General features: G+C 56.4%; 19 protein-coding genes. 10 read left to right on the forward strand and 9 right to left on the reverse strand.

Annotated features, from left to right (window positions below; translation table 11 throughout):
• Window positions 1-8 precede the first annotated feature (8 nt).
• The 7 genes from AUQ43_RS02640 to AUQ43_RS02670 all read left to right on the forward strand — a co-directional run bounded on the left by AUQ43_RS02640 (window position 9) and on the right by AUQ43_RS02670 (window position 8,640).
• On the forward strand, window positions 9-803 hold the full coding sequence (locus tag AUQ43_RS02640) for a motility protein A (protein WP_062954090.1): 795 nt from the start codon (window positions 9-11) through the stop codon (window positions 801-803).
• Window positions 804-884: 81 nt separating this feature from the next.
• On the forward strand, window positions 885-2,438 hold the full coding sequence (locus AUQ43_RS02645) for a sigma-54 dependent transcriptional regulator (RefSeq protein WP_062954091.1): 1,554 nt from the start codon (window positions 885-887) through the stop codon (window positions 2,436-2,438).
• Window positions 2,439-2,527: 89 nt separating this feature from the next.
• The gene (flhA, locus tag AUQ43_RS02650) at window positions 2,528-4,690 is read left to right on the forward strand and encodes a flagellar biosynthesis protein FlhA (RefSeq protein WP_114129912.1); all 2,163 of its coding nucleotides are present in this window, start codon (window positions 2,528-2,530) and stop codon (window positions 4,688-4,690) included.
• Between the two features lie 57 nt (window positions 4,691-4,747).
• The gene (locus tag AUQ43_RS02655) at window positions 4,748-5,728 is read left to right on the forward strand and encodes a GTP-binding protein (protein ID WP_062954092.1); all 981 of its coding nucleotides are present in this window, start codon (window positions 4,748-4,750) and stop codon (window positions 5,726-5,728) included.
• Window positions 5,725-6,513, forward strand: a complete 789-nt coding sequence (locus AUQ43_RS02660; protein ID WP_062954093.1) for a MinD/ParA family protein — start codon at window positions 5,725-5,727, stop codon at window positions 6,511-6,513. Before AUQ43_RS02655 ends, AUQ43_RS02660 begins: the two co-directional genes overlap by 4 nt.
• A gap of 7 nt (window positions 6,514-6,520) precedes the next feature.
• Complete coding sequence (locus AUQ43_RS02665) at window positions 6,521-8,152, forward strand: hypothetical protein (RefSeq protein WP_062954094.1); 1,632 nt, start codon at window positions 6,521-6,523, stop codon at window positions 8,150-8,152.
• An 86-nt stretch (window positions 8,153-8,238) separates the two neighbouring features.
• Window positions 8,239-8,640, forward strand: coding sequence for a hypothetical protein (locus AUQ43_RS02670; protein ID WP_062954095.1), 402 nt, complete (start codon window positions 8,239-8,241; stop codon window positions 8,638-8,640).
• Window positions 8,641-8,653: 13 nt separating this feature from the next.
• Here AUQ43_RS02670 and AUQ43_RS02675 read toward each other — a convergent pair whose 3' ends face one another.
• The 4 genes from AUQ43_RS02675 to AUQ43_RS02690 form a co-directional block, all read right to left on the reverse strand.
• On the reverse strand, window positions 8,654-9,208 hold the full coding sequence (locus AUQ43_RS02675; protein ID WP_062954096.1) for a 2OG-Fe(II) oxygenase: 555 nt from the start codon (window positions 9,206-9,208) through the stop codon (window positions 8,654-8,656).
• Window positions 9,209-9,351: 143 nt separating this feature from the next.
• Window positions 9,352-9,999, reverse strand: coding sequence for an ATP-binding cassette domain-containing protein (locus tag AUQ43_RS02680; RefSeq protein WP_062954097.1), 648 nt, complete (start codon window positions 9,997-9,999; stop codon window positions 9,352-9,354).
• A gap of 3 nt (window positions 10,000-10,002) precedes the next feature.
• Window positions 10,003-11,688: an ABC transporter permease gene (locus AUQ43_RS02685; protein WP_062954098.1), complete on the reverse strand. Its 1,686-nt coding sequence runs from the start codon at window positions 11,686-11,688 to the stop codon at window positions 10,003-10,005.
• A gap of 6 nt (window positions 11,689-11,694) precedes the next feature.
• Entirely contained in the window at window positions 11,695-12,924 is a 1,230-nt protein-coding gene (locus AUQ43_RS02690) for an ABC transporter substrate-binding protein (protein ID WP_232310564.1), read from the reverse strand.
• 203 nt (window positions 12,925-13,127) lie between these two features.
• On the opposite strand from AUQ43_RS02690, the gene AUQ43_RS02695 reads away from it, so the two are divergent.
• The gene (locus AUQ43_RS02695; RefSeq protein WP_062954100.1) at window positions 13,128-13,859 is read left to right on the forward strand and encodes a TerC family protein; all 732 of its coding nucleotides are present in this window, start codon (window positions 13,128-13,130) and stop codon (window positions 13,857-13,859) included.
• Window positions 13,860-13,862: 3 nt separating this feature from the next.
• Window positions 13,863-14,342, forward strand: a complete 480-nt coding sequence (locus AUQ43_RS02700; RefSeq protein WP_062954114.1) for a YbaK/EbsC family protein — start codon at window positions 13,863-13,865, stop codon at window positions 14,340-14,342.
• Between the two features lie 11 nt (window positions 14,343-14,353).
• On the opposite strand, the gene AUQ43_RS02705 is transcribed toward AUQ43_RS02700, so the two are convergent.
• Window positions 14,354-14,782, reverse strand: a complete 429-nt coding sequence (locus AUQ43_RS02705; RefSeq protein ID WP_062954134.1) for a flagellar FliJ family protein — start codon at window positions 14,780-14,782, stop codon at window positions 14,354-14,356.
• A 23-nt stretch (window positions 14,783-14,805) separates the two neighbouring features.
• A complete protein-coding gene (gene fliI / locus AUQ43_RS02710; protein ID WP_062954146.1) occupies window positions 14,806-16,410 on the reverse strand; it encodes a flagellar protein export ATPase FliI in 1,605 nt (534 codons plus the stop codon).
• A 407-nt stretch (window positions 16,411-16,817) separates the two neighbouring features.
• On the opposite strand from fliI, the gene ctrA reads away from it, so the two are divergent.
• Window positions 16,818-17,513 carry a response regulator transcription factor CtrA gene (ctrA, locus tag AUQ43_RS02715; protein ID WP_008891622.1) on the forward strand — a complete coding sequence of 232 codons (696 nt, stop codon included), beginning with the start codon at window positions 16,818-16,820 and terminating at the stop codon, window positions 17,511-17,513.
• 104 nt (window positions 17,514-17,617) lie between these two features.
• Here the strand turns inward: ctrA and AUQ43_RS02720 are convergent, their stop codons facing one another.
• The 3 genes from AUQ43_RS02720 to AUQ43_RS20665 are packed head-to-tail and all read right to left on the reverse strand — an operon-like array spanning window position 17,618 to window position 21,280.
• Window positions 17,618-18,265: an isoprenylcysteine carboxylmethyltransferase family protein gene (locus tag AUQ43_RS02720; RefSeq protein ID WP_062954149.1), complete on the reverse strand. Its 648-nt coding sequence runs from the start codon at window positions 18,263-18,265 to the stop codon at window positions 17,618-17,620.
• A 54-nt stretch (window positions 18,266-18,319) separates the two neighbouring features.
• The gene (locus AUQ43_RS20660; RefSeq protein WP_062954151.1) at window positions 18,320-19,633 is read right to left on the reverse strand and encodes a protein-glutamate O-methyltransferase CheR; all 1,314 of its coding nucleotides are present in this window, start codon (window positions 19,631-19,633) and stop codon (window positions 18,320-18,322) included.
• Between the two features lie 6 nt (window positions 19,634-19,639).
• Complete coding sequence (locus tag AUQ43_RS20665; protein WP_062954154.1) at window positions 19,640-21,280, reverse strand: chemotaxis protein CheB; 1,641 nt, start codon at window positions 21,278-21,280, stop codon at window positions 19,640-19,642.
• Between the last annotated feature and the right edge of the window lie 51 nt (window positions 21,281-21,331).

The raw sequence follows: 21,331 nt of genomic DNA on the forward strand, positions 1-21,331 counted from the left end.
ATCCGACTATGGCCGAAGGGGGGACTAAAACGTCGTTTGACATTGCGACAGTCGGGGGACTGGCCATTGGCTTTTCGTTGGTGATTGCAGCAATCATCTTTGGTGGATCGCCGGGTGCCTTTATCGATATCCCCTCTGTGCTGATTGTTATCGGCGGTACGGCAGCTATTACGGCTGTTAGCTTTGCGTTGGGCGAGTTTCTTGGATCGGGCAAGATCCTTATGCGCACGATTTTCCATAAATCGCGCAATCCGGCGGATGCGGCCCTCCAGATCCTTCAGCTGGCTGAAATTGCCCGTAAGGGTGGCGTACTGTCACTGCAGGGACATCTCGATAGCCTGCAAAGCGAGGAATACCTCTGGAAAGGTTTGTCGCTGGTCGTTGACGGCACCCCGCCCGAGGAAGTCGAAGCCATCATGCGCAAAGACATGAATGCCACCATCGGCCGCCACCAAAAAGGTGCGAACATCATGAAAAAGGCCGGTGACGTTGCACCGGCGATGGGCCTGATCGGGACGTTGATCGGTCTGGTGCAGATGCTTGGCAACCTTGACGACCCGTCCTCGATTGGTCCGTCGATGGCTGTTGCGCTTTTGACAACCTTCTATGGCGCGGTTCTGGCCAACATGGTCTTCATGCCACTTGCGGGTAAACTTGAACGTAATTCCAACGACGAAGAGCTTTTGAATTCGGTCTATATGGTTGGTGCGGTTTCCATTGGCCGGCAGGAAAACCCTCGCCGTCTGGAAATGCTGATCAACTCGATCCTGCCGCCGTCAAAACGCGTCAGCTACTTCGATTGATCGAATGTGTGAATACCGGCCCTTTTGCCCAGACACACCGGGTGCAAAGGGTCCCCAAACTGATCGGAAAGAGATGAGACGATGCAGGTACTGATCGTTGGTGGACTGGGCGGACAGATAGGCGCAGCCAGCAAGATCGCAATGGCGCGCGGCGCTTCGGTCCAGTTGGCCGAAAGCGTGACGACCGCGCTTAACATCCTGCGAACGGGCAACCGGATTGATCTGGTCATGGCTGACATCACGCTTGATGTCGCCGCTCTGATTGACGCCATGGGAGCCGAGCGCATCACCGTGCCGGTCGTGGCATGTGGCATCGGTAATGATGTCAACGGTGCGGTTAACGCCATCAAAGCGGGCGCACAGGAATTCATTCCCCTGCCGCCCGAAGCGGATCTGATTGCCGCGATCTTCGAAGCAGTGACCGAGGAAAGCCACGCCCTGATCCATCGCGATGCCCGCATGGCGGAAACCCTGCGACTGGCAAATCAGGTCGCCAACAGCTCGGCCTCTATCCTGATCACGGGTGAAAGCGGTACCGGTAAGGAAATCATTTCGCGTTACGTGCACCGCAAGTCCAATCGCGCGGACAAGCCGTTTGTCGCCGTGAACTGCGCGGCAATCCCCGATAATCTTCTTGAATCCGAACTGTTCGGCCACGAAAAAGGGGCCTTCACCGGGGCACAGGCGCGCCGCATCGGTAAATTTGAAGAAGCCAATGGCGGGACCCTTTTGCTTGATGAAATCAGCGAAATGGATGTCCGTCTTCAGGCCAAGCTCCTGCGTGCCATTCAGGAAAAGGAAATTGACCGGCTGGGCGGCAAAAGCCCCGTGAAGGTCGATGTCCGCATTCTGGCGACCTCGAACCGAAATCTTGAGGCCGAAGTCAATGCCGGCAACTTCCGCGAGGATTTGTATTTCCGCCTGAATGTCGTCAATCTTGACATCCCATCCCTGCGCGAACGTCCCGATGATATTCCGGTACTGGCCGAGTTCTTTGTCAAAAAGTATTCCGAGGCCAATGATGTTCCCGTCCGGCCGATCAGCCCGCTGGCGATCCAGCGTCTGCTATCCCATCACTGGCGGGGCAATGTGCGCGAGCTGGAAAACACCATGCACCGCGCCGTGCTGATTGCTGGTCCCGACGAGATAGGGCCAGAGGCCATCATGCTTTCGGGATCAGGCAGTAGCGAACCGGCACCTGCCGCGCCCGCGCCACAGGCCCCTTCACCCGCCCCTACGGCACCTGCCGCACCAGCACGGGCAAGCTCGGCCTATGCAAACGCCAATGCAGCCTATGGCGCCGCATCATCCGCTTACCAACCCAGCGCACCAACACCACCGCCTGCTCCCAATGCCCCGGCAGAAAATGCACCTGCTTCGGATCAGGACACCGGCAGTTCTGAAAGCACATCAGATGAAGTTGCAGGGAACGGGTCCGTCACGTCGGCCCTTGTTGGGCGCACAGTGGCTGATGTCGAACGTGATCTGATTATTGATACGCTCAAGCATTGCTTTGGGAACCGAACCCACGCGGCCAACATTCTTGGCATTTCCATTCGGACCCTGCGCAACAAGTTGCGCCAGTATAGCGACGAAGGACTTGCTGTACCGGCCCCGGGTGACGGTCACGACTGAACATGAAATTTCGGCGCGCTGTCCCCATCTTCAAGGCAGGTAAAGGCGCAATGAACATCGAGCAAGCAACAGGATAACAAGCAAAGAAAATGGCCGAAGGTCAAGACATCACACCGACTGGTTCCGGCGGCTCTGACGGCCCCGGCGGCGGTGCGCCGGGCGGGTTAAATCTCGGCGCCTTGCAGTCACGTGTCGCTTCGGCCATGAAACGTGGCGATATCGCCATGGCACTGGGCTTTATCATGATCCTTGTGGTCATGATGTTCCCGATGCCGCCGTGGCTGCTTGATTTCATGCTGGCCCTTTCGATCAGCTTCTCTGTGCTGATCCTGATGACATCGCTGTTCATCCAGAAACCGCTTGAATTCAACTCTTTCCCGACGATCCTGCTGGTGGCGACGTCGCTCAGGCTTGCGCTGAACATTGCGACAACCCGCCTGATCCTTGGCTATGGGCACGAAGGCACGCATGCCGCCGGCGCGGTGATCGAAGCGTTTGGCAGCTTCCTGATTTCGGGCAATTTCGTCATCGGGATTATTGTCTTTGCCATCCTTGTGATCATCAACTTTGTCGTCATCACCAAGGGTTCCGGCCGTATCGCCGAGGTCGCGGCACGCTTTACCCTTGATGCCATGCCCGGCAAACAGATGGCCATTGACGCCGATTTGTCATCGGGCCTGATCAATGAAGAACAGGCCAAGGCCCGCCGTAAGGAACTTGAAGATGAAAGTTCCTTCTTCGGGTCGATGGATGGTGCATCCAAGTTTGTTCGTGGCGATGCTGTTGCCGGCATTCTGATTACGTTTATCAACGTGATCGGTGGCATCATCATCGGCACAGCCCAGATGGGTCTTTCCCTTGCCGAGGCAACCGAGACTTACACGATCCTGACCGTTGGCGACGGTCTGGTTTCGCAGATCCCTGCCCTGATCGTTTCGACCGCCGCGGGTCTTCTGGTCACCAAGGGGGGCCTTGACGGCGCAACGGAAAAGGCCGTTTTCGGACAGGTCAGTAACTATCCGGCCGCCCTTGGCGTTGCCGCCGCCCTGATGGGTGGCATGTCGCTTTTGCCGGGCATTCCGATGCTGTGGTTCCTGATGATCGCGGCTGGACTGGGTTATTTGGCCTATTACATGGGCAACCGCCAGAAGGCCGCCGTCGCGCAGGAACAGATGAAGGAATCCCAGGCCGCAGCAGAAGCCGCAGGCCCGCCCCCTGAAGAACCCATCGCCAATGCGTTGCGCATGGATTATGTGCGCCTTGAACTGGGCTATGGGCTGCTGTCACTCATCAGTACGGAACGCGGCCAGAAACTGACCGATCAGATCAAGGCACTGCGTCGCCAGCTTGCAGGCGACATGGGCTTTGTCATGCCGTCGGTGCGTATTCAGGACAACATGCAGTTGCCAGCAAATACATACGTCCTGCGCGTCAAGGAGATCGAGGCAGGGCGTGGGGACCTGCGCCCGAACATGTTGCTGGTAATGGACCCGCGCGGCGAGGAGATCACCCTGTCTGGCGAAAAAACCATGGAGCCAACCTTTAACCTGCCGGCCATGTGGATCGAACAGGGCATGAAGGAAGAGGCGATGTTCCGTGGCTATACGGTGGTGGATCCGCAAACGGTAATCACGACGCACATCACCGAAGTGATCAAGGATCACATGCCAGAACTGCTGTCCTATGCCGAAACGCAGAAGCTGCTGGATGAACTTGATGAAGACCAGAAAAAGCTGGTCGAGGATATCGTCCCCGGTCAGGTTTCGGTTGGCGGTGTTCAGCGGGTGCTTCAGAACCTTCTGACGGAGCGTGTATCCATCCGAGATCTGCCCACAATCCTTGAAGGCATCGCAGAATCCACGGCATTTACCCGTAACCCGACCTTCATGACCGAACATGTGCGTTCACGTCTTGCGCGCCAACTGTCGGATGTGAACACCAATCAGGACGGCGTCATTCCGCTTGTGACCATGTCCCCGCAATGGGAACAGGTCTTTGCCGAAAGCCTTGTCGGTTCGGGCGAGGAAAAACAGCTTTCCATTCCGCCAAGCCAACTACAGGAATTCATCAACAAGGTCAGAACGACGTTTGAGCGCCTCGGCATGATGGGTGAAAGCCCGGTCCTTTTGACCAGCCCTGGCATTCGCCCCTATGTGCGGTCGATCGTTGAGCGCTTCCGCCCCAGCACCGTTGTGATGTCGCAAAACGAAATCCACCCCAAGGCACAGCTTAAAACGCTGGGGCAGGTCTGATGCGTGAGGTTTTCTTCACCGCCCTGATTGCGGACAAAGCCAGGCAGGGGGACCGTAATGCGTCTTAAGACCTTCACCGCCCCCACCATGACCGAGGCGATGGCGCTCGTTAAAGAGCATATGGGCACTGATGCCATCATTGTTTCGACACAGGATATCCCGGGCAGTGGCGTGCGCCTGACGGCAGCCCTTGATCGCGATCCCGACTTTGACGATGACGGCGGACCGGCCCCCGCGCTTCAGGAACAGCTTGATACGGTCGAGGCCGCACTGACGCGGCACAATTTGCCGGAACGGTTGCGCATTCGGCTATGTGACCTGATGGCACGCGAAACAGCCGCCGCATCCGAGCAACAATTGCTGGCAGGTGCGCTTGATGAAATTTTTGATTTCTCACCACTGCCCGAAAAGAACACGCCGCGTGCCTTGGCCTTTGTCGGACCGCCCGGATCGGGCAAAACACTGGCCGTTGCCAAAACCGCTGCCCGCGCGGTGATGAAGAAACGCAAAGTCGCTGTTCTTTCAACCGATTACAAACGTGCCGGCGGAATTGCCCAGCTTGAAGCCTTCACCAGAATTCTCAAGATCGACCTGCTGCAGGCCAAATCACCAGATGAGCTCAAGGCGCGCTTTGGCGAAATACGCGATGCGGACGTCATCCTGATCGATACGGCAAGCTGCAACCCCTACCTTGAAAGCGAAATTGGCACGCTTTGTGAATTCATGAAAGCGGTACCGAGTGAACCGGTACTGGTGAACCCTGCGGGAATTGATGCCTATGAGTCCGCTGATATAGCCAATGCCTTTGCCGATGGCGGCGCAACACGCGTGATGATCTCGCGACTTGATGTTGCTGCACGCCTTGGCGGTGCGCTATATGGAGCGGATTCAGGAAATCTTTCCCTTTGCAATGTCAGTATGACAGCCCAGGTTGCGGACGGCCTGACCGCCCTTAGTCCCCTTGCCTTGGCAAAACTTCTGATACCGTCCCATCGCGCTGACACCGCGAAACCGAGCTTCTCCGAGGTCGTGAAATGACTACCAAGTCTGATGCTTCACCCAAATCTGCCCCGCGGGCCAGAGGCCGCAATGTTCTTGCTGTCGCGTCTGGTAAAGGCGGCGTGGGCAAGACCTGGTTTTCCATCACCCTGACCCATGCGCTGGTGCTGGAAGGTCACAAGACCCTGTTGTTTGACGGTGACCTTGGCCTGGCGAATATCGACATTCAGCTTGGCCTGATGCCGAAATATGATCTGGGCGGCGTGATTTCCGGTCGGATCGGCCTTAAGGATGCGGTCACCCATTTCCCGGATGGCGATTTCGATATTATTGCCGGGCGCAGCGGATCGGGTAGCCTTGCCAACCTGCCTGCCACCCGTTTGCAGGCCCTTTCAGACGATTTGCTCCAAACCGGCAAGGAATATGATAAAGTATTGATCGACCTTGGCGCAGGTGTTGACCAGGGCGTGCGTCAGATGACGGGGCTCGCCAACACGGTGATCGTAATTACCAATGGTGATCCGACGTCTTTGACCGATGCCTATGCCTTTATCAAGGTCACCCATATGGCCCGACCGAAAACCGATATCCGGGTCGTGGTCAATATGGCCAGAGACAAGAAAGAAGGTCAGGCGATCTATAACAAGCTTCTCAAGGCCTGCGAGGGCTTTTTGAAAATATCGCCGCCATTGCTTGGTGTTGTGCGGGCAGATTCCAAAGTATCGGAATGCATCCGCAATCAAACGCCGCTTTTGACCCGTCATCCGAATTGCGATGCAGCCCACGACATAGAGGCAATCGCCCGAACCCTTCTCGAGGAGTAGGTTTGTCATGACGCTCCCGCCACAAGCAATATCGCCCGGCCCGGCCGTCGGTGGACATGCTTCGGCGGGAAGCTCGGCCGGGCAAGCCAATCAGGGGTCCGTTCCAGCCCAAATCAACGCTACCGTAACGGGTGCGACCTCTCAACAGGTTGCTGCGGCACTTGCCAAGCTTCCTGTCGAAACCCTGATGCAGGCCTCGGTTCAGTCACAATCAGGCACGCAACTTACCCTTGCCACGGCCCTTGGTGCCGTCACGGTTAAGGTACCTACGCCTCTGCCGGGCAATCTTGGCGATCTTCTGTGGACCCGCATTCCGACAACCAACCCGGGCAGCGGACAAACCACATCCGGGGGCAATCCGGCAGAAGGCATGCGTCTGCAACTTTTGCCCCAAACGCTGACACCGGGGGGCTCCGGGGTCACCGGCGGGCTTGCCAGTGGAAACATTGCCGGAAGCACGCTGACACCCGGACAGACATTTAGCGCAGTTACCACATCCATCCTCAACATGCCCAATGGCACTCAATTACCCGCCGGAAGCCAGACACAGGTGATCTTCCTTGGTCAAGGTACGGTAACAGCACAACAAGCCGCCAATGTAATGGCATCGGCAACCAATGCAGGTACCGCTGGCATGGCAACGGGTGCGTCGGGCGGGGCTGCTGCCGGGATGGCACCCACCATTGCCGCGCAAACAGCGGGTGGACAGGCAACAGCAGGTACGTTGATGCTGACAGGGACGGTCCTGCCAGCCAATAGCGCCGAGGCACGCATGCTGCCGCAGGGCTTTACTGCTCTTCGTACCTCTGCCGGGATTGTCGGCATCAAACTGCCGGTCCCCGCACCAACCGGCGCGACTTTGTCCTTCAACGTGGATCCTTCTGGCGCGGCGAAGCCATCCGTCTCCGCCCCCATGACAGAGGCGCAATTGATCGCGCGCGGCCAAACTGCGGCCCTGACCCATGATTGGGACAGCCTGCACAAGGCGGTCAGTGTGCTTCAACAACATGATCCGGGTGCCGCACTTAGTTTGCTAAACAACATCCCGCAGGCTGGGCCGAAACTGACAACGACCATGATGTTCTTCTTTGCTGCCATGACAGGTCAGGGCGGAAACTTGCGCAGCTGGATCGGCGACCGCGCGGCAAACAGTCTGGCCTCGCTGGCTGATGCAGATGGCGGCGGACTTAAACGACTTGAAGGTGACTTTGGTCAACTGCGTGCCATGGCGACCGAAGACAGGCCTGATGGCTGGCGCGTCATGGCAATGCCGTTCAATATGGGCGACAAGATCGAACAGCTTCAGATGGGTTGGCGTCATGGCAACCATGAGAACGACCCGGACAAACCCGATGATCAGGGAACACGTTTCCTGCTTGATCTGTCGTTCAGTGTGGTGGGCCACACCCAGCTTGATGGACTGGTGAAAGGTGACGAAAGCAAATTCGATCTGATTGTGCGCACCGAAAATCCGTTGCAATCCCATAACCGCGATGACATCCGCGGCATCTTCCGAGAGGCCCTGCAAATTGCCGGGTATAAAGGACATATTCAGTTTCAGGACGGATCGCGATTTGTTGAAATTGCGCCGGTACCCGATGATGACGGACCGAATTCCCACCACGGATTAGAGGCTTAAGTTCCTGGCATTTTGAAATGAATGCTTTTCCTGTCCGGGGCGCGGTCGTATCCTTGATCCATCACTTATGACAACGGTTGGAAGAAATGCTTGAGATTTATCAGCGCCGTAATCTGATCCTGACCGAACCGAACCCCGGTCCACGTATTGATTACGTCGTTACCTTGCAAAGCAACCTGACCGGTGACAAGGATGTTTTCCCGGCACGTCTGACGCTTCGTTATGTGCCGGACCGTTTGATCCTGAAGACCAACAGTCTGGCGGAATACTACGCTGAAATCGCCAATATCGAATTCGAGAATTTCGAAGCTGCGGCCGTTCTGTTGATGGATGATTTCAACAACGAACTGGTCCCGCGCTGGATCAGCCTTCGCCTGCACAAACAGACCGCTGACAATGATCAGGTCTTCCATCACGAAACCGCCCTTGAAGACCGCCAGCCGAAATGGGGCAACCCGCGCCTTCTGGATCGTCTGGAACGTTACTGATTACCCACGTTCCTTAGCGGAACGGATTGCCATGCACCCATTGCGTCAGCGAATAGCGTAAACCCGCAGTGGTCGGGGCCACACGGTGCAGCACAAAGCTGGGAAAGAAGATCGCGGTGCCCCTTTCCATCGGCGCATCAACGAAATTTCCCGCCGGGTTAAGCTGCAACTGCCCGCCTTCATACTGATCAGGTTCGGAAAGTTGTATGACCATGGTCAGTTTGCGGCGTCTGGCCACGTCGGACGCGCCAACATCACTGTGCCAGTCATAATGTCCGCGCAGATCACCGGCATAACATGCGATCTGGGCGTCCTCGGCAAACTCGGTCAGGGAAAAGTCAAAGACATTGCGGTTTACATCCGCAACAAGATCTATGATCCGGCGGCAAACAGCGGGTTCCTGTTCTTCATTGAACCAGGTGATCTTGGAACGGCGGATGTGGGTTGCCGTTTGTCCCTGCACAAGGCCACCTTCGTCCATCTCATGGGCAAAACCATTGATCAGACGGTCACAGGTGGCCGGATCCAGCGCATCCGGGACAATTGCAAACATTTCTTCCGGGAACATTTACGACACTCTCCATGCCGCAAGGGCCCGGTATTGAATGCCCCGGCCCCAAGACAATTCTTTGCGGTAAGTTGCTATAAGACCAATCAAAGGGTGATTCCAGCAAATTCGGTACATGCCATCATCGCATCTTTGGCGAAAGGTCAATCGATCTTGATCACCCGTCCACCAGCTGCTTCGCCATCGTCTGGATCATGGGTAACCATCAGGGTTGGCAAGCTGTTCTTGCGGCAGAGATCAAATACAAACGATCTGATCTGTGACCTCAGGCCGCTATCAAGTTTTGAAAATGGCTCATCCAGCAACAAGGCACACGGTTCAGACAGCAGAACCCGCATCAAGGCTACACGCGCGCGTTGCCCGCCTGAAAGTGTTGCCGGATCGCGATCATAAAACCCGTCCATCTCTGCACTGGAAAGCGCGGCCTCAACCCGTGCATGGCGGTTTCCCCGGCCCTTGATATGTGATGGCAGCGCAAAAGCCAAGTTGCCACCAACCGAAAGGTGTGGGAACAACAGATCATCCTGAAACAGAATACCAACATGACGTTCCTGCGGGGTCAACCCCGCAAGGGGTGTACCATTCAGAACCACCTCGCCGGTGACATCAAATGTATCTGGCAAGGTGCCGCAGATATGTCCAAGCAAACTGGATTTACCCGATCCACTTGGCCCCATAAGGGTCACGATTTCACCAGGCGCAATCGTCAGATCGACGGCCACCAGTTCACGCCCATCAAGACGCACGCGGACATCGCGTAACTCCAGCCCATTTTTAAGCGTTTCAGGCATTCATCATCCCTTGTTCTGCGCCCCCATGCCGCGCCGGTTGCGGAACAAAACCGCTGGTATCAGCAAGGTAAGGGCAAAGCCAACAAATGGCAGGACCATTTGCAACAAGCCATAAATGCCAATCATTCGGCGATCCCCGCCAGATGCGAGTGCGACCGCCTCGGTCGTGACCGTGGCAAAGCGCCCTGCCCCGATCAACAGTGTTGGCAAGTATTGCCCCACCGTCACCGCAAGGCCGACTGCGGCGGCGGTTAGAACTGCACGTGTCAAAAGCGGCAAACGCACCAGCCAGAATGTCCGTGCTGGTGACGCCCCAAGACAAAGGGCGGTTTGCCCATAGCGCGGATCAAGGGCTCGGAATGGCTCTGACAGGGACAGAAACACATAGGGCGCAACAAACACCAAATGCCCCAGCACAACCGACAGCAATGTGCGTTCAAGACCAAGCAGCGTAAAGAAGACCTGCAATCCAAACATAAAACTGATCTGTGGCATCAGAAGCGGCAGGTAAATCAACAGCATGGCACGGCGTCCGGCCGCCTTGCCTGTGCGGACCTCGTTCTCAAGGCAGCCCAGAACCAGCGTGACCGCAACCAAAACTGCCGGAATGCCGATCAAAAGTGTCGTTGTCAGGCTGCTACCGATTGCATCCAACTCGCGCGCCCAAAGACGCAAGCTGAACCCGCGCGGCAACAGATCGGGAAATGCCCAGAACCCGGCAACACTCCAGACCAGAAGCACCGCAAGACCCAGCACCACCGCACCGGCTGCCTCCAGCGCCAACAGTGCAGATGCCCCCCTGACGGCGCTGTCTTTCCTGAAACGATGCCCGTCCTCTGCCCAATGGCGCCCCAGGGCCCCGATGATCCGTTCGCCCGCAATCCAGACCACCATTGCCGCGATCACGATCAAAAGCTGCAAGACAGCAGCACTGGATGCCATGAAACGCAGGCCAAGATCCGGATCGGATAACCATCCCAGAATGCGAACGGCCAGCGGGGCCGGTGTCGTCGGTGCCAGAATGATCGCCACATCGACAACCGATGTCGAATAGGCAAGCACGGCCAGAACCGGCAGGCGGATTTGCGGATAGACGCGCGGCAAGGTTGCCTTGAACCACCCGGCGGTTTTTCCATATCCAAGGGTTGCTGTGACCTGTGCCGTGCGGTCTGTATCAGCTTGCGGCAGGGCCGAAAGCGTCATCAAAAACAAGAACGGGATTTCCTTTGCCACCAGCCCGGCAATCAGCGCCATTCCCCAAGGGTCATGGATAATCGCAATATCGGGCGGGCGGTCCCATCCGGCAAATTGTGCCACCAGTCTTACGATCCAGCCCGATGGTGCTATCAGGAATGCCAGCCCAAAGGCCGCCGTCGCATGCGGAACGGACAGGATCGGCGACAAAACCCGTTGCATGGCGCGAAATATGCGCGTGCCCTGCCAGGCCGCACAAAAAAGCATGACAATCGCAACTGAGATCGCGGTAGCAATCAAGCCATTGACGAATGACAGCCGGATGGATGCGTCAAGACCGGGCTGCGCAAACAGCGCCTGCCACGGATCAAGGGATGGCGTCGTACCGCCAAGTGCTGGCAATATCCCGAACGCAGGCAAAACTGTGCCAATCAGCCCGGCAGAAACCGGGCCGATCATCAGAACGATTGTCAGGATCGGAACAAAACGCAACATGCGTTATTATTGCACAACGCCGTAACGTTTTTGCCATTCGGTTTCGACCAGCGACATCCAGCTTGGATGCGGTTCCGGCAGAACCGTACCGCGTTCGGACGGGGCAAGCGATGCAATGCCAAGATCAAGATTGGCAAAGGCTTCCTGCATGTCTTTGGGCAGTTTATCCATCGCCAGAACCGTATCCGCCCCCCAATATTGCGGGTCCTGCTTGCGAAGCTGGGCTTCAGGTGACATCAGGAAATCGGCCAGTACAACTGCGCCTGCCTTGGCAGATGCGTTATAGGGAATGGCGACAAAGTTGGTGTTGCCAAGCGTGCCATTCTCAAACACATAGGACCGGACGGTATCAGGAAGCTCGAACGCTTCAATTGCCGAGGACACTTCGCCGGAACTGAATGAAAACGCGATATCGACTTCATTATCCGCCAGAAGCGTACGCATCGATGCCCCGTTCTGCGGGTAGGCCTGACCATCGCGCCACAACAGCGGCTGCAAGTCTTCAAGATAGCCCCAAAGCGGTGCCAAAGTTGCCTTTGCATCGGTTTCGTCAGCTGGCTGCTGCAGAACACTCGGGTCTTCCACCAGTTCAGTCAGAATCTGTTTAAGGAAGGTCGATCCCATATAGTTCGGCGGCTGCGGATAGGTAAAGCGGCCCGGATGTTTGACCAGCCATTCCAGAAGCTCCTGGGCTGATTTCGGCACATCATCAAGCTTGGCCGTATCGTAATAAAAACTGACCTGCGCCATGCCCCACGGTGCTTCAAGCCCGTCGGTCGGCACGGTGAAATCGTTGACCACTGTCGGTTTGCCTTCGACATCGACATAGGCGAAATTCGGTGTCTGTTCTGCCCACGGCCCAAATAAAAGGTCATTGCGCTTCATCGCGGCAAAGTTTTCGCCGTTAATCCAGATCATATCAACCGCCCCGCCATCATCGACACCAGCGGTTTTTTCCGACAACACCCGTGTAACGGCGTCGGCGGTATCAGTCAGTTTGACCTGAACGACCTCAACCCCGTAACGTTCGCGCACCTGTTCACCCGCCCAGGCGATGTAATCATTAATGCGTGGCTCCCCGCCCCAGGCATGCCAATAAACAGTCTGGCCGCGGGCCTGATCCAGAACAGATTGCCAGTTGCCCACATCCGGGGCCGGGTCGGCAAAAGCCGGGGTCGACAATGATGTCGCAGCAATGCCGGTTGCCAACGCCAAAGCAGAAACGAAAGTGCGCATTCTTGACCGCATCTCGGACAATCCTTTTACCTGATGACCCGCAGCCTCAACGGAAATGAGCGCGGGCTGCTTATTTGATTTTGCTATCCTCACTTTTTCAACAGACCGCACATAAAATCAATTCACGCTTGCGTTAGAGCCTGATCAAACTCACTTTGTCTGCAATCAGTTGACCACCTTCGGGGCCTTTAAGGACACTTGCGATGTTTGAATGGATGAGTGATCCCAACATGTGGATCGGGCTTGCCACCCTGACGGCGCTCGAAATTGTTTTGGGGATCGACAACATCGTTTTTCTGTCGGTGATCGTCTCCAAACTTCCGCAGGACCAACAGGCCCCGGCGCGGCGCATCGGTCTTTTGGCCGCAATGGGTATGCGCCTTGCGCTTCTGGCCGGGATCGCATGGGTAATGCAATTGACCGCGCCGATGTTTTCCGCCTTCGGACAGGAAATCAGTGGACGCGACCTGATCCTGATTGTTGGCGGGCTGTTCCTGATCGCCAAGGCATCGAAGGAAATCCATCACACGATTGACGAACCCGAAGAACACGGACCTGGCAAGATCATGTCGAGCTTTGCCATGACCATCCTTCAGATCATGTTACTTGATATCATTTTCTCGCTTGATAGCGTCATAACAGCTGTCGGGCTGGTTGATCACATATCGATTATGGTGATTGCGGTGATTGTGTCTGTTCTGGTGATGTTGGCAGCAGCCAAAACCATTGGCGACTTTGTCGAACAAAATCCCTCTGTCAAAATGCTGGCATTGTCGTTTCTGATCCTGGTCGGGTTTGTCTTGTTGCTTGACGGTGTCGAAATCCATGTACCGAAAGGCTACATCTATTTCGCAATGGCATTCAGCCTGTCGGTCGAGACGCTTAACCTGATGAACCGCAAACGCAAATTAAGGCGCCGCGCACAAGAGAACTAAGTCATGAAAAAAGTTTCGCCTCCCCAATGCCTGCAAAATGCGTTTGCCGAACGCAACCTTGGTGACGTTGAGGTGTTTCAGTTCCCCGAAGGCACCCGCACGGCGTCCGATGCGGCAAACGCCATTGGCTGTGACATCAGCGACATTGGAAAATCGCTGGTCTTCATGACCGAGTTATCGCGCCCGGTTCTGATTATTATGAATGGTGCCGATCAGGTGGACCTGAACAAGGTGAGCAGCTTGTTGGGCTTGTCGATCCGCAAGGCAGATGCAACCGAAGTCAGGGAGCATACAGGCTATGCCATCGGCGGCGTACCGCCGTTTGGTCATGCCACCCCGGTCGAAACACTGATTGATGAAAAGCTTCTTGGCAAGCGAACCGTCTGGTTTGCTGCAGGCACGCCCAGCACGGTATTTTCAATGACACCTGATGAACTGCGCAATGCGACGGGGATCGAAACCGGGGTCGCGGTCTCGGCGTAACGGGTGAGACGTTAAATCAGTCCGTCATCGCGCGTCGCTGAACGCATCCCGATCTCATCAAGTTCGTCCTGTTCTTTCTTGTCTTCTTCCGCCCGCTCGGCCTCGACCCGGTTGCGTTCGGCAATTTCGGCGGTCTTGAGTTCCTTGAAGGCATCTGCGACTTCATCGCGGAAGACATCGATCTTCTCTTCTTGCTCGGCAATCATCTTGGCAATTGCTTCGCGTTCGGCAATAACCGCATTGGCAAAGCCGCCATAGGCAAATCCGGCAAGTTCGGGGTTTTCCGCCGCAACCTTCTGCTCAGCGATGACCGCTTGCTCAAGGGCTTCTTTCTCGGCTTCAAGATTGCCCAGAACACCAAGCATTTCACCGAGCTCACGCTGCTTTTCATCAAGCGCCCATTTGCGCATTCGAACCAGTGTCTTGAAATCCTTGGCCATGGGTCAGCCCCTAGGGTCCGCAATCATTCCGATGCCCCGCCCGGCGCGTCATTGCCGTCCTGCCGCAAAGCCCGCTTGGCTTCGTTCAGGTCCTTGCCGTTCTCACGTTTCGAACGACTGTGCACCTTGGGGCCACGATTGATCTTCGGCCCGGTTGAAGGCGGCGGGGCCGGTCGTGCGGCTGGCATTTCTGCAGCTGCTGCCGGTTGTTGCGGGCTGGCCGCAGCGGGTTGCTGCGCAGCCTGTTCCGTTTGCGCTGCCGGCTGGCCATTTGCCGGGGTTTGTTCTTCAGGTTGTTCTGCCAGAAGGTCAAGGCGGCGGGCAAGTTCGACATAGCCTTCATTCAGACGGGTACATTCGGTTTTGCGCTGCTTGAGAAATTCCTCGATCAACGGAAAATAATGAATAGCCTCGTCAACCTTGGGGTCCGTTCCCTTGCGATAGGCGCCAAGCCGGATCAGTTCCGCCATATCCTCGTAAGTGGCCAAAAGCTGGCGGGCGCGCGAAACGATCTGGTTTTCTTGCTCGTTATTACAGCCGGGCATGGTACGCGACACACTGCGGAGAATATTGATCGCGGGATAACGTCCCTGTTCTGCAATTGCACGGTCCAGCACCACGTGGCCATCCAGAATACCACGCACCGCGTCAGAAATCGGTTCGTTATGGTCATCGCCATCGACCAGAACCGTGAACAACCCGGTGATGGACCCCTGCCCCGGCCCACCTGGCCCGGCCCGTTCCAGTAGGCGCGGCAATTCGGCAAACACGGTAGGCGTATAGCCCTTTGAAGCCGGCGGTTCGCCAACAGACAGACTGATTTCACGTTGCGCCATGGCAAAGCGCGTCACGGAATCCATCATGCACAGCACATCACGCCCGACATCACGGAAATATTCCGAAAGCGCCATCGTCATATAGGCAGCCTGACGACGCATCAGGGGCGGCTCGTCCGAGGTTGCTACGACAACCACCGACCGGCGAAGGCCTTCTTCGCCCAGATCATCCTCGATGAATTCGCGCGCTTCGCGGCCACGTTCGCCGATCAAGCCGACCACGGAGACATCTGATGTCGTGTGGCGTGTCATCATTGACAGCAAACTGGATTTACCAACGCCCGACCCGGCAAAGATGCCCATACGTTGCCCGCGGCAACAGGTCAGAAACGTATTCATTGCCCGAATGCCAAGATCGATCTTGCCGGCGACACGCTGTCTGGAATGGGCAGATGGCGGCATGTTGCGGATCGGATAAGGCCGGTTGCCCTCGGACAGCGGACCCTTACCATCAACCGGTTCCCCGAACGCGTTGACCACACGGCCAAGCCAGCTTTCATCGGGATAGACCTGTGGCTGGGTATCGCCAAGCTCGACCTCGCAGCCAATCCCGATACCATCAAGAATGCCAAACGGCATCAGCAATGCACGTTCATTGCGAAAACCGACGACTTCGCAAATCACCGCTTTGCCGTCGCGCCGCTTTACCTTGCAGCGGTCGCCAACTGACAGCGCGCCTTCCACCCCTCCGATCTCGACCAGCAGGCCCAAAACAGCCGTGACACGTCCAACGACGCGATAGTCAGGAATGCGGCGAAGTTCTGCGACAATGTTGCGGCCTATCTGAAACACGGGCGGTTCTTTTCAGCGAAATCAGTGGAAACAATTATTCTAACACGGAAATCTGGTTCGCCACACGATCATGGGGGTGGCAAATTGCACCGCGTCGTACCAAATATATTGTCATAACCGGTATTAAAAAGCCGTGTAGACGGAAAAACCGAAATTTTTTCGTTGCATAAGGCTTTTGCGATTAACCCCGCAAACCGTTGGGAAAACTCGCATTCCGACCCCGAGTCGCCACGTTGAATGAAAAAAAGTTAACAAGTTGCGACTCGCCTGCTTGCCACGAGTCGCAAAGCAACGTATCGTTAACGGAATGGGGAAAAAATTTCCTAATACGCGACAATCGTTGGGGCGCTTGTCGACTAACCGGATCAACACGGACTTATTGCGGAACACGGTAACGGAGCAGAAACATGCGGGTGCTGCTTGTTGAGGATGACAATACCTATGCTGACAGCATTGAGTTGATGCTGAAGTCTGAAGGCATGGTAATTGACACCACCGACCTTGGGGAAGACGGTCTCGAGATCGGCAAGCTTTATGATTATGACATCATTCTTCTGGACCTTATGCTGCCAGACATAGACGGCTACGAGGTCCTGAGACGTTTGCGCGACGCACGCGTCGAAACACCGGTCCTGATCCTGTCGGGTCTGACCGAAACCGAAGACAAGGTCAAAGGCCTTGGCTTTGGCGCTGATGACTATCTGACCAAGCCTTTCGAAAAGACCGAGCTTCTGGCACGCGTACAGGCAATTGTTCGCCGCTCGCGCGGTCATGCCCAGTCGATGATTTCGACCGGCAAGCTGAACGTTAACCTGGATGCACGCACCGTCGATGTCGATGGCAAACCGCTGCATCTGACCGGCAAGGAATATGGCATTCTTGAATTGCTGTCGCTGCGCAAGGGCACGACACTGACCAAGGAAATGTTCCTCAACCACCTTTATGGCGGGATGGACGAGCCGGAACTCAAGATCATTGACGTCTTTGTCTGCAAACTGCGCAAGAAAATCCAGTCTGCGACCAAGGGCGACAACTATATCCATACGGTTTGGGGCCGGGGCTATGTCCTGCGCGATCCCGACACCAACAGCGCTGCGGCCTGATATCAGGGATTTTGGTTTCAGGCCTGCCTGACGCCGCTCCTGCAGTGCCCGCTACATCAACAAAAACGCCCCGGACTGCACCGGGGCGTTTTTTGTTGTCCGGATCACGGCAAATAGATAAGCGGATCAATCAGGCCGCTGACCTGTAACCAGTCAATTAGCTCAAAGACCGGGATCACCATCAGAAAGACAAGACCGTCGCGCAATGTCCGCACAAGAAGCTTGGGGCGGACTTCCAGCACGTCTGCATCTTTCCACGCGTTCAAACGCGGACCAAACCGTGGCACACGTGCCTTGTAATCCTCGAACGGGGTGCCAAACAATTCGCCAAGGGCATGTTCTTCTTTCAGGATTACCGGCAAGAAGATCACCAGCGCCCCCGCCCCGAACAACAGAGCGATCAGGAAACTTCCGGTTTGCGCGCCGATGCCCGCCGCGCCAATAAAACTGAACATATAAAGCGGGTTGCGACTGATCGAATAAGGTCCGGCATCCGTCAATTGGCTGGCTTTGCGCCCACCGATATAAAGCGTGCACCAGGCCCGCCCGAATATCGCAATCAGGATCAGGGCAATTCCGCCGATCTCGACCACTTCGTGGGTGAACATCTCTACCTGTGCCAGGGACTGCATCAGGGGCAACATCATCACCACAACCAATGTAACGGCCGCGATGACAAGTTTGCGCCGCCGCTGCACACGACCAAGGTTATAGCGCTGGGCAGATTGGGGGCGTGATGGATTTGGGGTCATTGGCTTTCCCGACTTTCCGTTCAACAGAACAGTCGGCAAAGAACCAACTGTCAGCTACTTCTTGTCGTCCGGTTTCCCAAAGCGGGACCGATCAAAGGTCGGGGACGGCCGCGTGGTTCCACTGGAACCCGTGGAATTGCTGCTGCCTGCCCTTGGCCGTTGCGGTGTTCCACCCGCACCGGTTCCGGTGCCAAGTGGCCGACGATAGGTCGAACCCGCAGTGCCCGTCGTACCAGTGGTCCCTGTTGAGCCCGGACGCGTGGTCGAACCTGTAGCAGTCGAACCTGACGGTCTGCTGAACGTGCTGCCTGAACTTCCCGTGCCGCTCGCCGGGCGGGTCGTTGTCGCCGGACGTGTTGTCGCGGTGCCAGTTGTGCCGGTTGTTCCGGCTGCCGGACGGGCTGTTGTGCCTGTTGCTGCGCCTGCGCCAGTTTGCATGTGTTTTGGCTTCGGGAAGGCCAGACCACCTGGCGCGGCAGCGCCCGCTGCGGCGCCAGCGGAAGCAGCCCCGGCCTGCGCCTTTTCCAGTGCTGCCAGATCAACATCCGGCGCCCCCGGACGGTTCAGCTGATAGATTCCGCGTTGGCGGGCAAGCGGTTTGAACTTGTCGGAAATACCCAGAACCGTCTCCGCCCCGCCAAGGAACAGGAAACCGTCATCAGGCATCAGGGCTGAAATACGGGCCAAGACATCACTTTTGGTCGGTTGATCGAAATAGATCAACACATTGCGGCAATACACGACGTCAAACTGTCCAAGTGGGCGGAAATCTTCCAGAAGGTTGAATTCCTTGTACTGGACCTTGGACCGGATATCGGCCGAGATTTGCCACTGGTCTTCCTTCTTTTGGAAATACTTGACCAGCAAACCGATCGGAAGGCCCCTTTGGACTTCGAACTGGGAATAAAGACCTGCGCGCGCCTTCGTCAGAATTTCGCGCGAAATATCAGTCCCGACGATATCGATCCGCCAGCCGACAAGCTGCGACTTGAATTCATCAAGGATCATCGCCAGCGAATAGGGTTCCTGCCCGGACGAAGCCGCCGCACACCAGATGCGCAGGTGTTTCTTCGACGCACGCGCTTTGATCATGTGTGGCAAAACAACGTGGCGGAACTGATCAAACGGTTTGGTATCGCGGAAGAAGAAGCTTTCGTTGGTCGTCATGGCATCAACGACTTCTTCGACCAGATTACGGTCACCACCACGAAGCAGGCCTATAAGCTCGGTAAGGTCTTTCAGACCCCGCTTGCGCGCAATCGGCATCAGCCGGCTTTCGAGCAGATAAGTCTTATCCTGACTCAGAACGAGCCCGGACTTGGACTTAATCAGTCTGCTTATAAACTCGAAGTCTTCCGGCTTCATCATTGTGGGTTAACGACCCCCCGCAAATTTTTTGATATAGGCCGCAATTCCACCCACCGGCAGAACCGCAGAACAGATACCGGCATGTGCTGCCGCACCCGGCATTCCCCATACAACACTGCTTTGCTCGTCCTGGGCGACGACCATACCCCCTGCATTGACCACGTCACGACCGCCAAGCATACCATCCTGCCCCATTCCGGTAAGAATTGCAGTCAGTATATTTCCTCCGTAACTTGCGACCAGACTGCGCAACATCGGATCAACCGACGGGCGACAAAAGTTTTCTGGTGGGTTCTGGTTCAACATCAGATGACGTCCACCACCACGTCCTTCTACGGTCATGTGGTAATCACCGGGCGCAAGGTAAACCTGTCCGCCAACAATTGGCATCTTGTTCTGCGCTTCCTGACATTTCAGGCCCGTCAGTCTGGTAATATGTTCTGCAAGGATTGTGGTAAAGGTTGCAGGCATGTGCTGGGTGATGAAAATCGGCTGTCGTACGCCATTAAGGCCACGCAGAACCTCAAACAACGCCTGAGGCCCGCCTGTCGAACTGCCGATGGCAATCGCTTCGACATTGATGCGCTTTTCGGGCAGCAACGAAATACCACCACGTGCTGATGGGCGCTTTGCCGGGGCAGGTGCACTTCCCGAGCGCGCCTGAGGTGCACGGGCAGCTTTCTGTGGTGCGGGTGCTGCCTGCCGCTTGGGCGGGGGTGCGGTTCTTGCCGCCGGGGCCTTGGTTGCCGGACGTGCTGCTGTTTTCGGCGCGCTCTTTGGCTGACCACCTGCAGCAATCGCCGCATCACGAATAAGCCTTCCGGGATCGCGCGATGGCGCTGCCGGCCGCCCGGCAGCAGCCCCCGTTGCCGGGGTTTTTGCGGCTGACGTATCTGGCTGGGATGCTGGCGCAGCACTTGGTGCGGGTTGCTGCGGTTGGGGCGTCTGGCGCATTTGCGCGGGTTGATGGCGCTGTTGCTGCATTGGCCGTGGGCGCAACTCTGCGGTAAATCGTTTACGCTGAATACGGCCCTGTTTTTGCAGTTGCTGATGCTCGACCGACATTTCAGCGCGAAACGCATGCGCCTTGCCTTCAGAAGCCGCATCATCGGAAGCGCCCCCGTCCGGTTCCGGGGATGCCGGTTTGGCTTCGGGCTCGGCTTCCTCAGCACGTTGGGCCACCTCGGAAGCAGCGGCTTCATCGACCTCAAGCATCTTGCGACGCTGTTCAGCCCAGGCCTTTACCTTGTCGAGAAGCTCTTCACGGAAGCCCTCACCAACATTCAGGTCTTTCGACGAACTTGGTTTGGGAATGTAATCCACAGCACCAAGCGTCATTGCCTGAAAGCTGATATCGGCATTTCGCTTGGTCAGGGTCGATGCCATAATCACGCGAACTGTTGGATCGATTTCCAGCAGTTTCGGCAAGGCCGTCAAACCGTCCATGACCGGCATTTCAATGTCCAGAACGACGACTTCAATGCCGCCGCGTTCCATGACTGCCAGTGCTTCTTCGCCATTATTGACCGATCCGACGACGTCTATTTCTGCGTCTTCGGCCATCATACGTGTCACAAGTCCGCGCACGATGGCGGAATCATCCACGATCAATACTTTGTATGGCGAATGGGTAGGCGTCTCTTCCACGTAGTAGCGTCCCCGCGTGATTAAGGAGATCCGTTATTGAAGGCGTGCAGG

Origin of the sequence: Thalassospira sp. MCCC 1A01148, from assembly GCF_001613795.1 — a bacterium.
GTDB lineage: Bacteria > Pseudomonadota > Alphaproteobacteria > Rhodospirillales > Thalassospiraceae > Thalassospira.

What these genes read in the sequence shown, in the direction of transcription:
- AUQ43_RS02675 (WP_062954096.1), bottom strand. Translation starts at nt 9,208, where the DNA reads ATGTTCCCGGAAGAAATGTTTGCAATTGTCCCGGATGCGCTGGATCCG.
- AUQ43_RS02670 (WP_062954095.1), top strand. Translation starts at nt 8,239, where the DNA reads ATGCTTGAGATTTATCAGCGCCGTAATCTGATCCTGACCGAACCGAAC.
- AUQ43_RS02695 (WP_062954100.1), top strand. Translation starts at nt 13,128, where the DNA reads ATGTTTGAATGGATGAGTGATCCCAACATGTGGATCGGGCTTGCCACC.
- AUQ43_RS02680 (WP_062954097.1), bottom strand. Translation starts at nt 9,999, where the DNA reads ATGCCTGAAACGCTTAAAAATGGGCTGGAGTTACGCGATGTCCGCGTG.
- AUQ43_RS02690 (WP_232310564.1), bottom strand. Translation starts at nt 12,924, where the DNA reads ATGCGCACTTTCGTTTCTGCTTTGGCGTTGGCAACCGGCATTGCTGCG.
- AUQ43_RS02645 (WP_062954091.1), top strand. Translation starts at nt 885, where the DNA reads ATGCAGGTACTGATCGTTGGTGGACTGGGCGGACAGATAGGCGCAGCC.
- flhA (WP_114129912.1), top strand. Translation starts at nt 2,528, where the DNA reads ATGGCCGAAGGTCAAGACATCACACCGACTGGTTCCGGCGGCTCTGAC.
- AUQ43_RS02660 (WP_062954093.1), top strand. Translation starts at nt 5,725, where the DNA reads ATGACTACCAAGTCTGATGCTTCACCCAAATCTGCCCCGCGGGCCAGA.
- AUQ43_RS02665 (WP_062954094.1), top strand. Translation starts at nt 6,521, where the DNA reads ATGACGCTCCCGCCACAAGCAATATCGCCCGGCCCGGCCGTCGGTGGA.
- ctrA (WP_008891622.1), top strand. Translation starts at nt 16,818, where the DNA reads ATGCGGGTGCTGCTTGTTGAGGATGACAATACCTATGCTGACAGCATT.
- AUQ43_RS02720 (WP_062954149.1), bottom strand. Translation starts at nt 18,265, where the DNA reads ATGACCCCAAATCCATCACGCCCCCAATCTGCCCAGCGCTATAACCTT.
- AUQ43_RS02700 (WP_062954114.1), top strand. Translation starts at nt 13,863, where the DNA reads ATGAAAAAAGTTTCGCCTCCCCAATGCCTGCAAAATGCGTTTGCCGAA.
- AUQ43_RS02685 (WP_062954098.1), bottom strand. Translation starts at nt 11,688, where the DNA reads ATGTTGCGTTTTGTTCCGATCCTGACAATCGTTCTGATGATCGGCCCG.
- AUQ43_RS20660 (WP_062954151.1), bottom strand. Translation starts at nt 19,633, where the DNA reads ATGATGAAGCCGGAAGACTTCGAGTTTATAAGCAGACTGATTAAGTCC.
- AUQ43_RS02655 (WP_062954092.1), top strand. Translation starts at nt 4,748, where the DNA reads ATGCGTCTTAAGACCTTCACCGCCCCCACCATGACCGAGGCGATGGCG.
- AUQ43_RS02705 (WP_062954134.1), bottom strand. Translation starts at nt 14,782, where the DNA reads ATGGCCAAGGATTTCAAGACACTGGTTCGAATGCGCAAATGGGCGCTT.
- AUQ43_RS02640 (WP_062954090.1), top strand. Translation starts at nt 9, where the DNA reads ATGGCCGAAGGGGGGACTAAAACGTCGTTTGACATTGCGACAGTCGGG.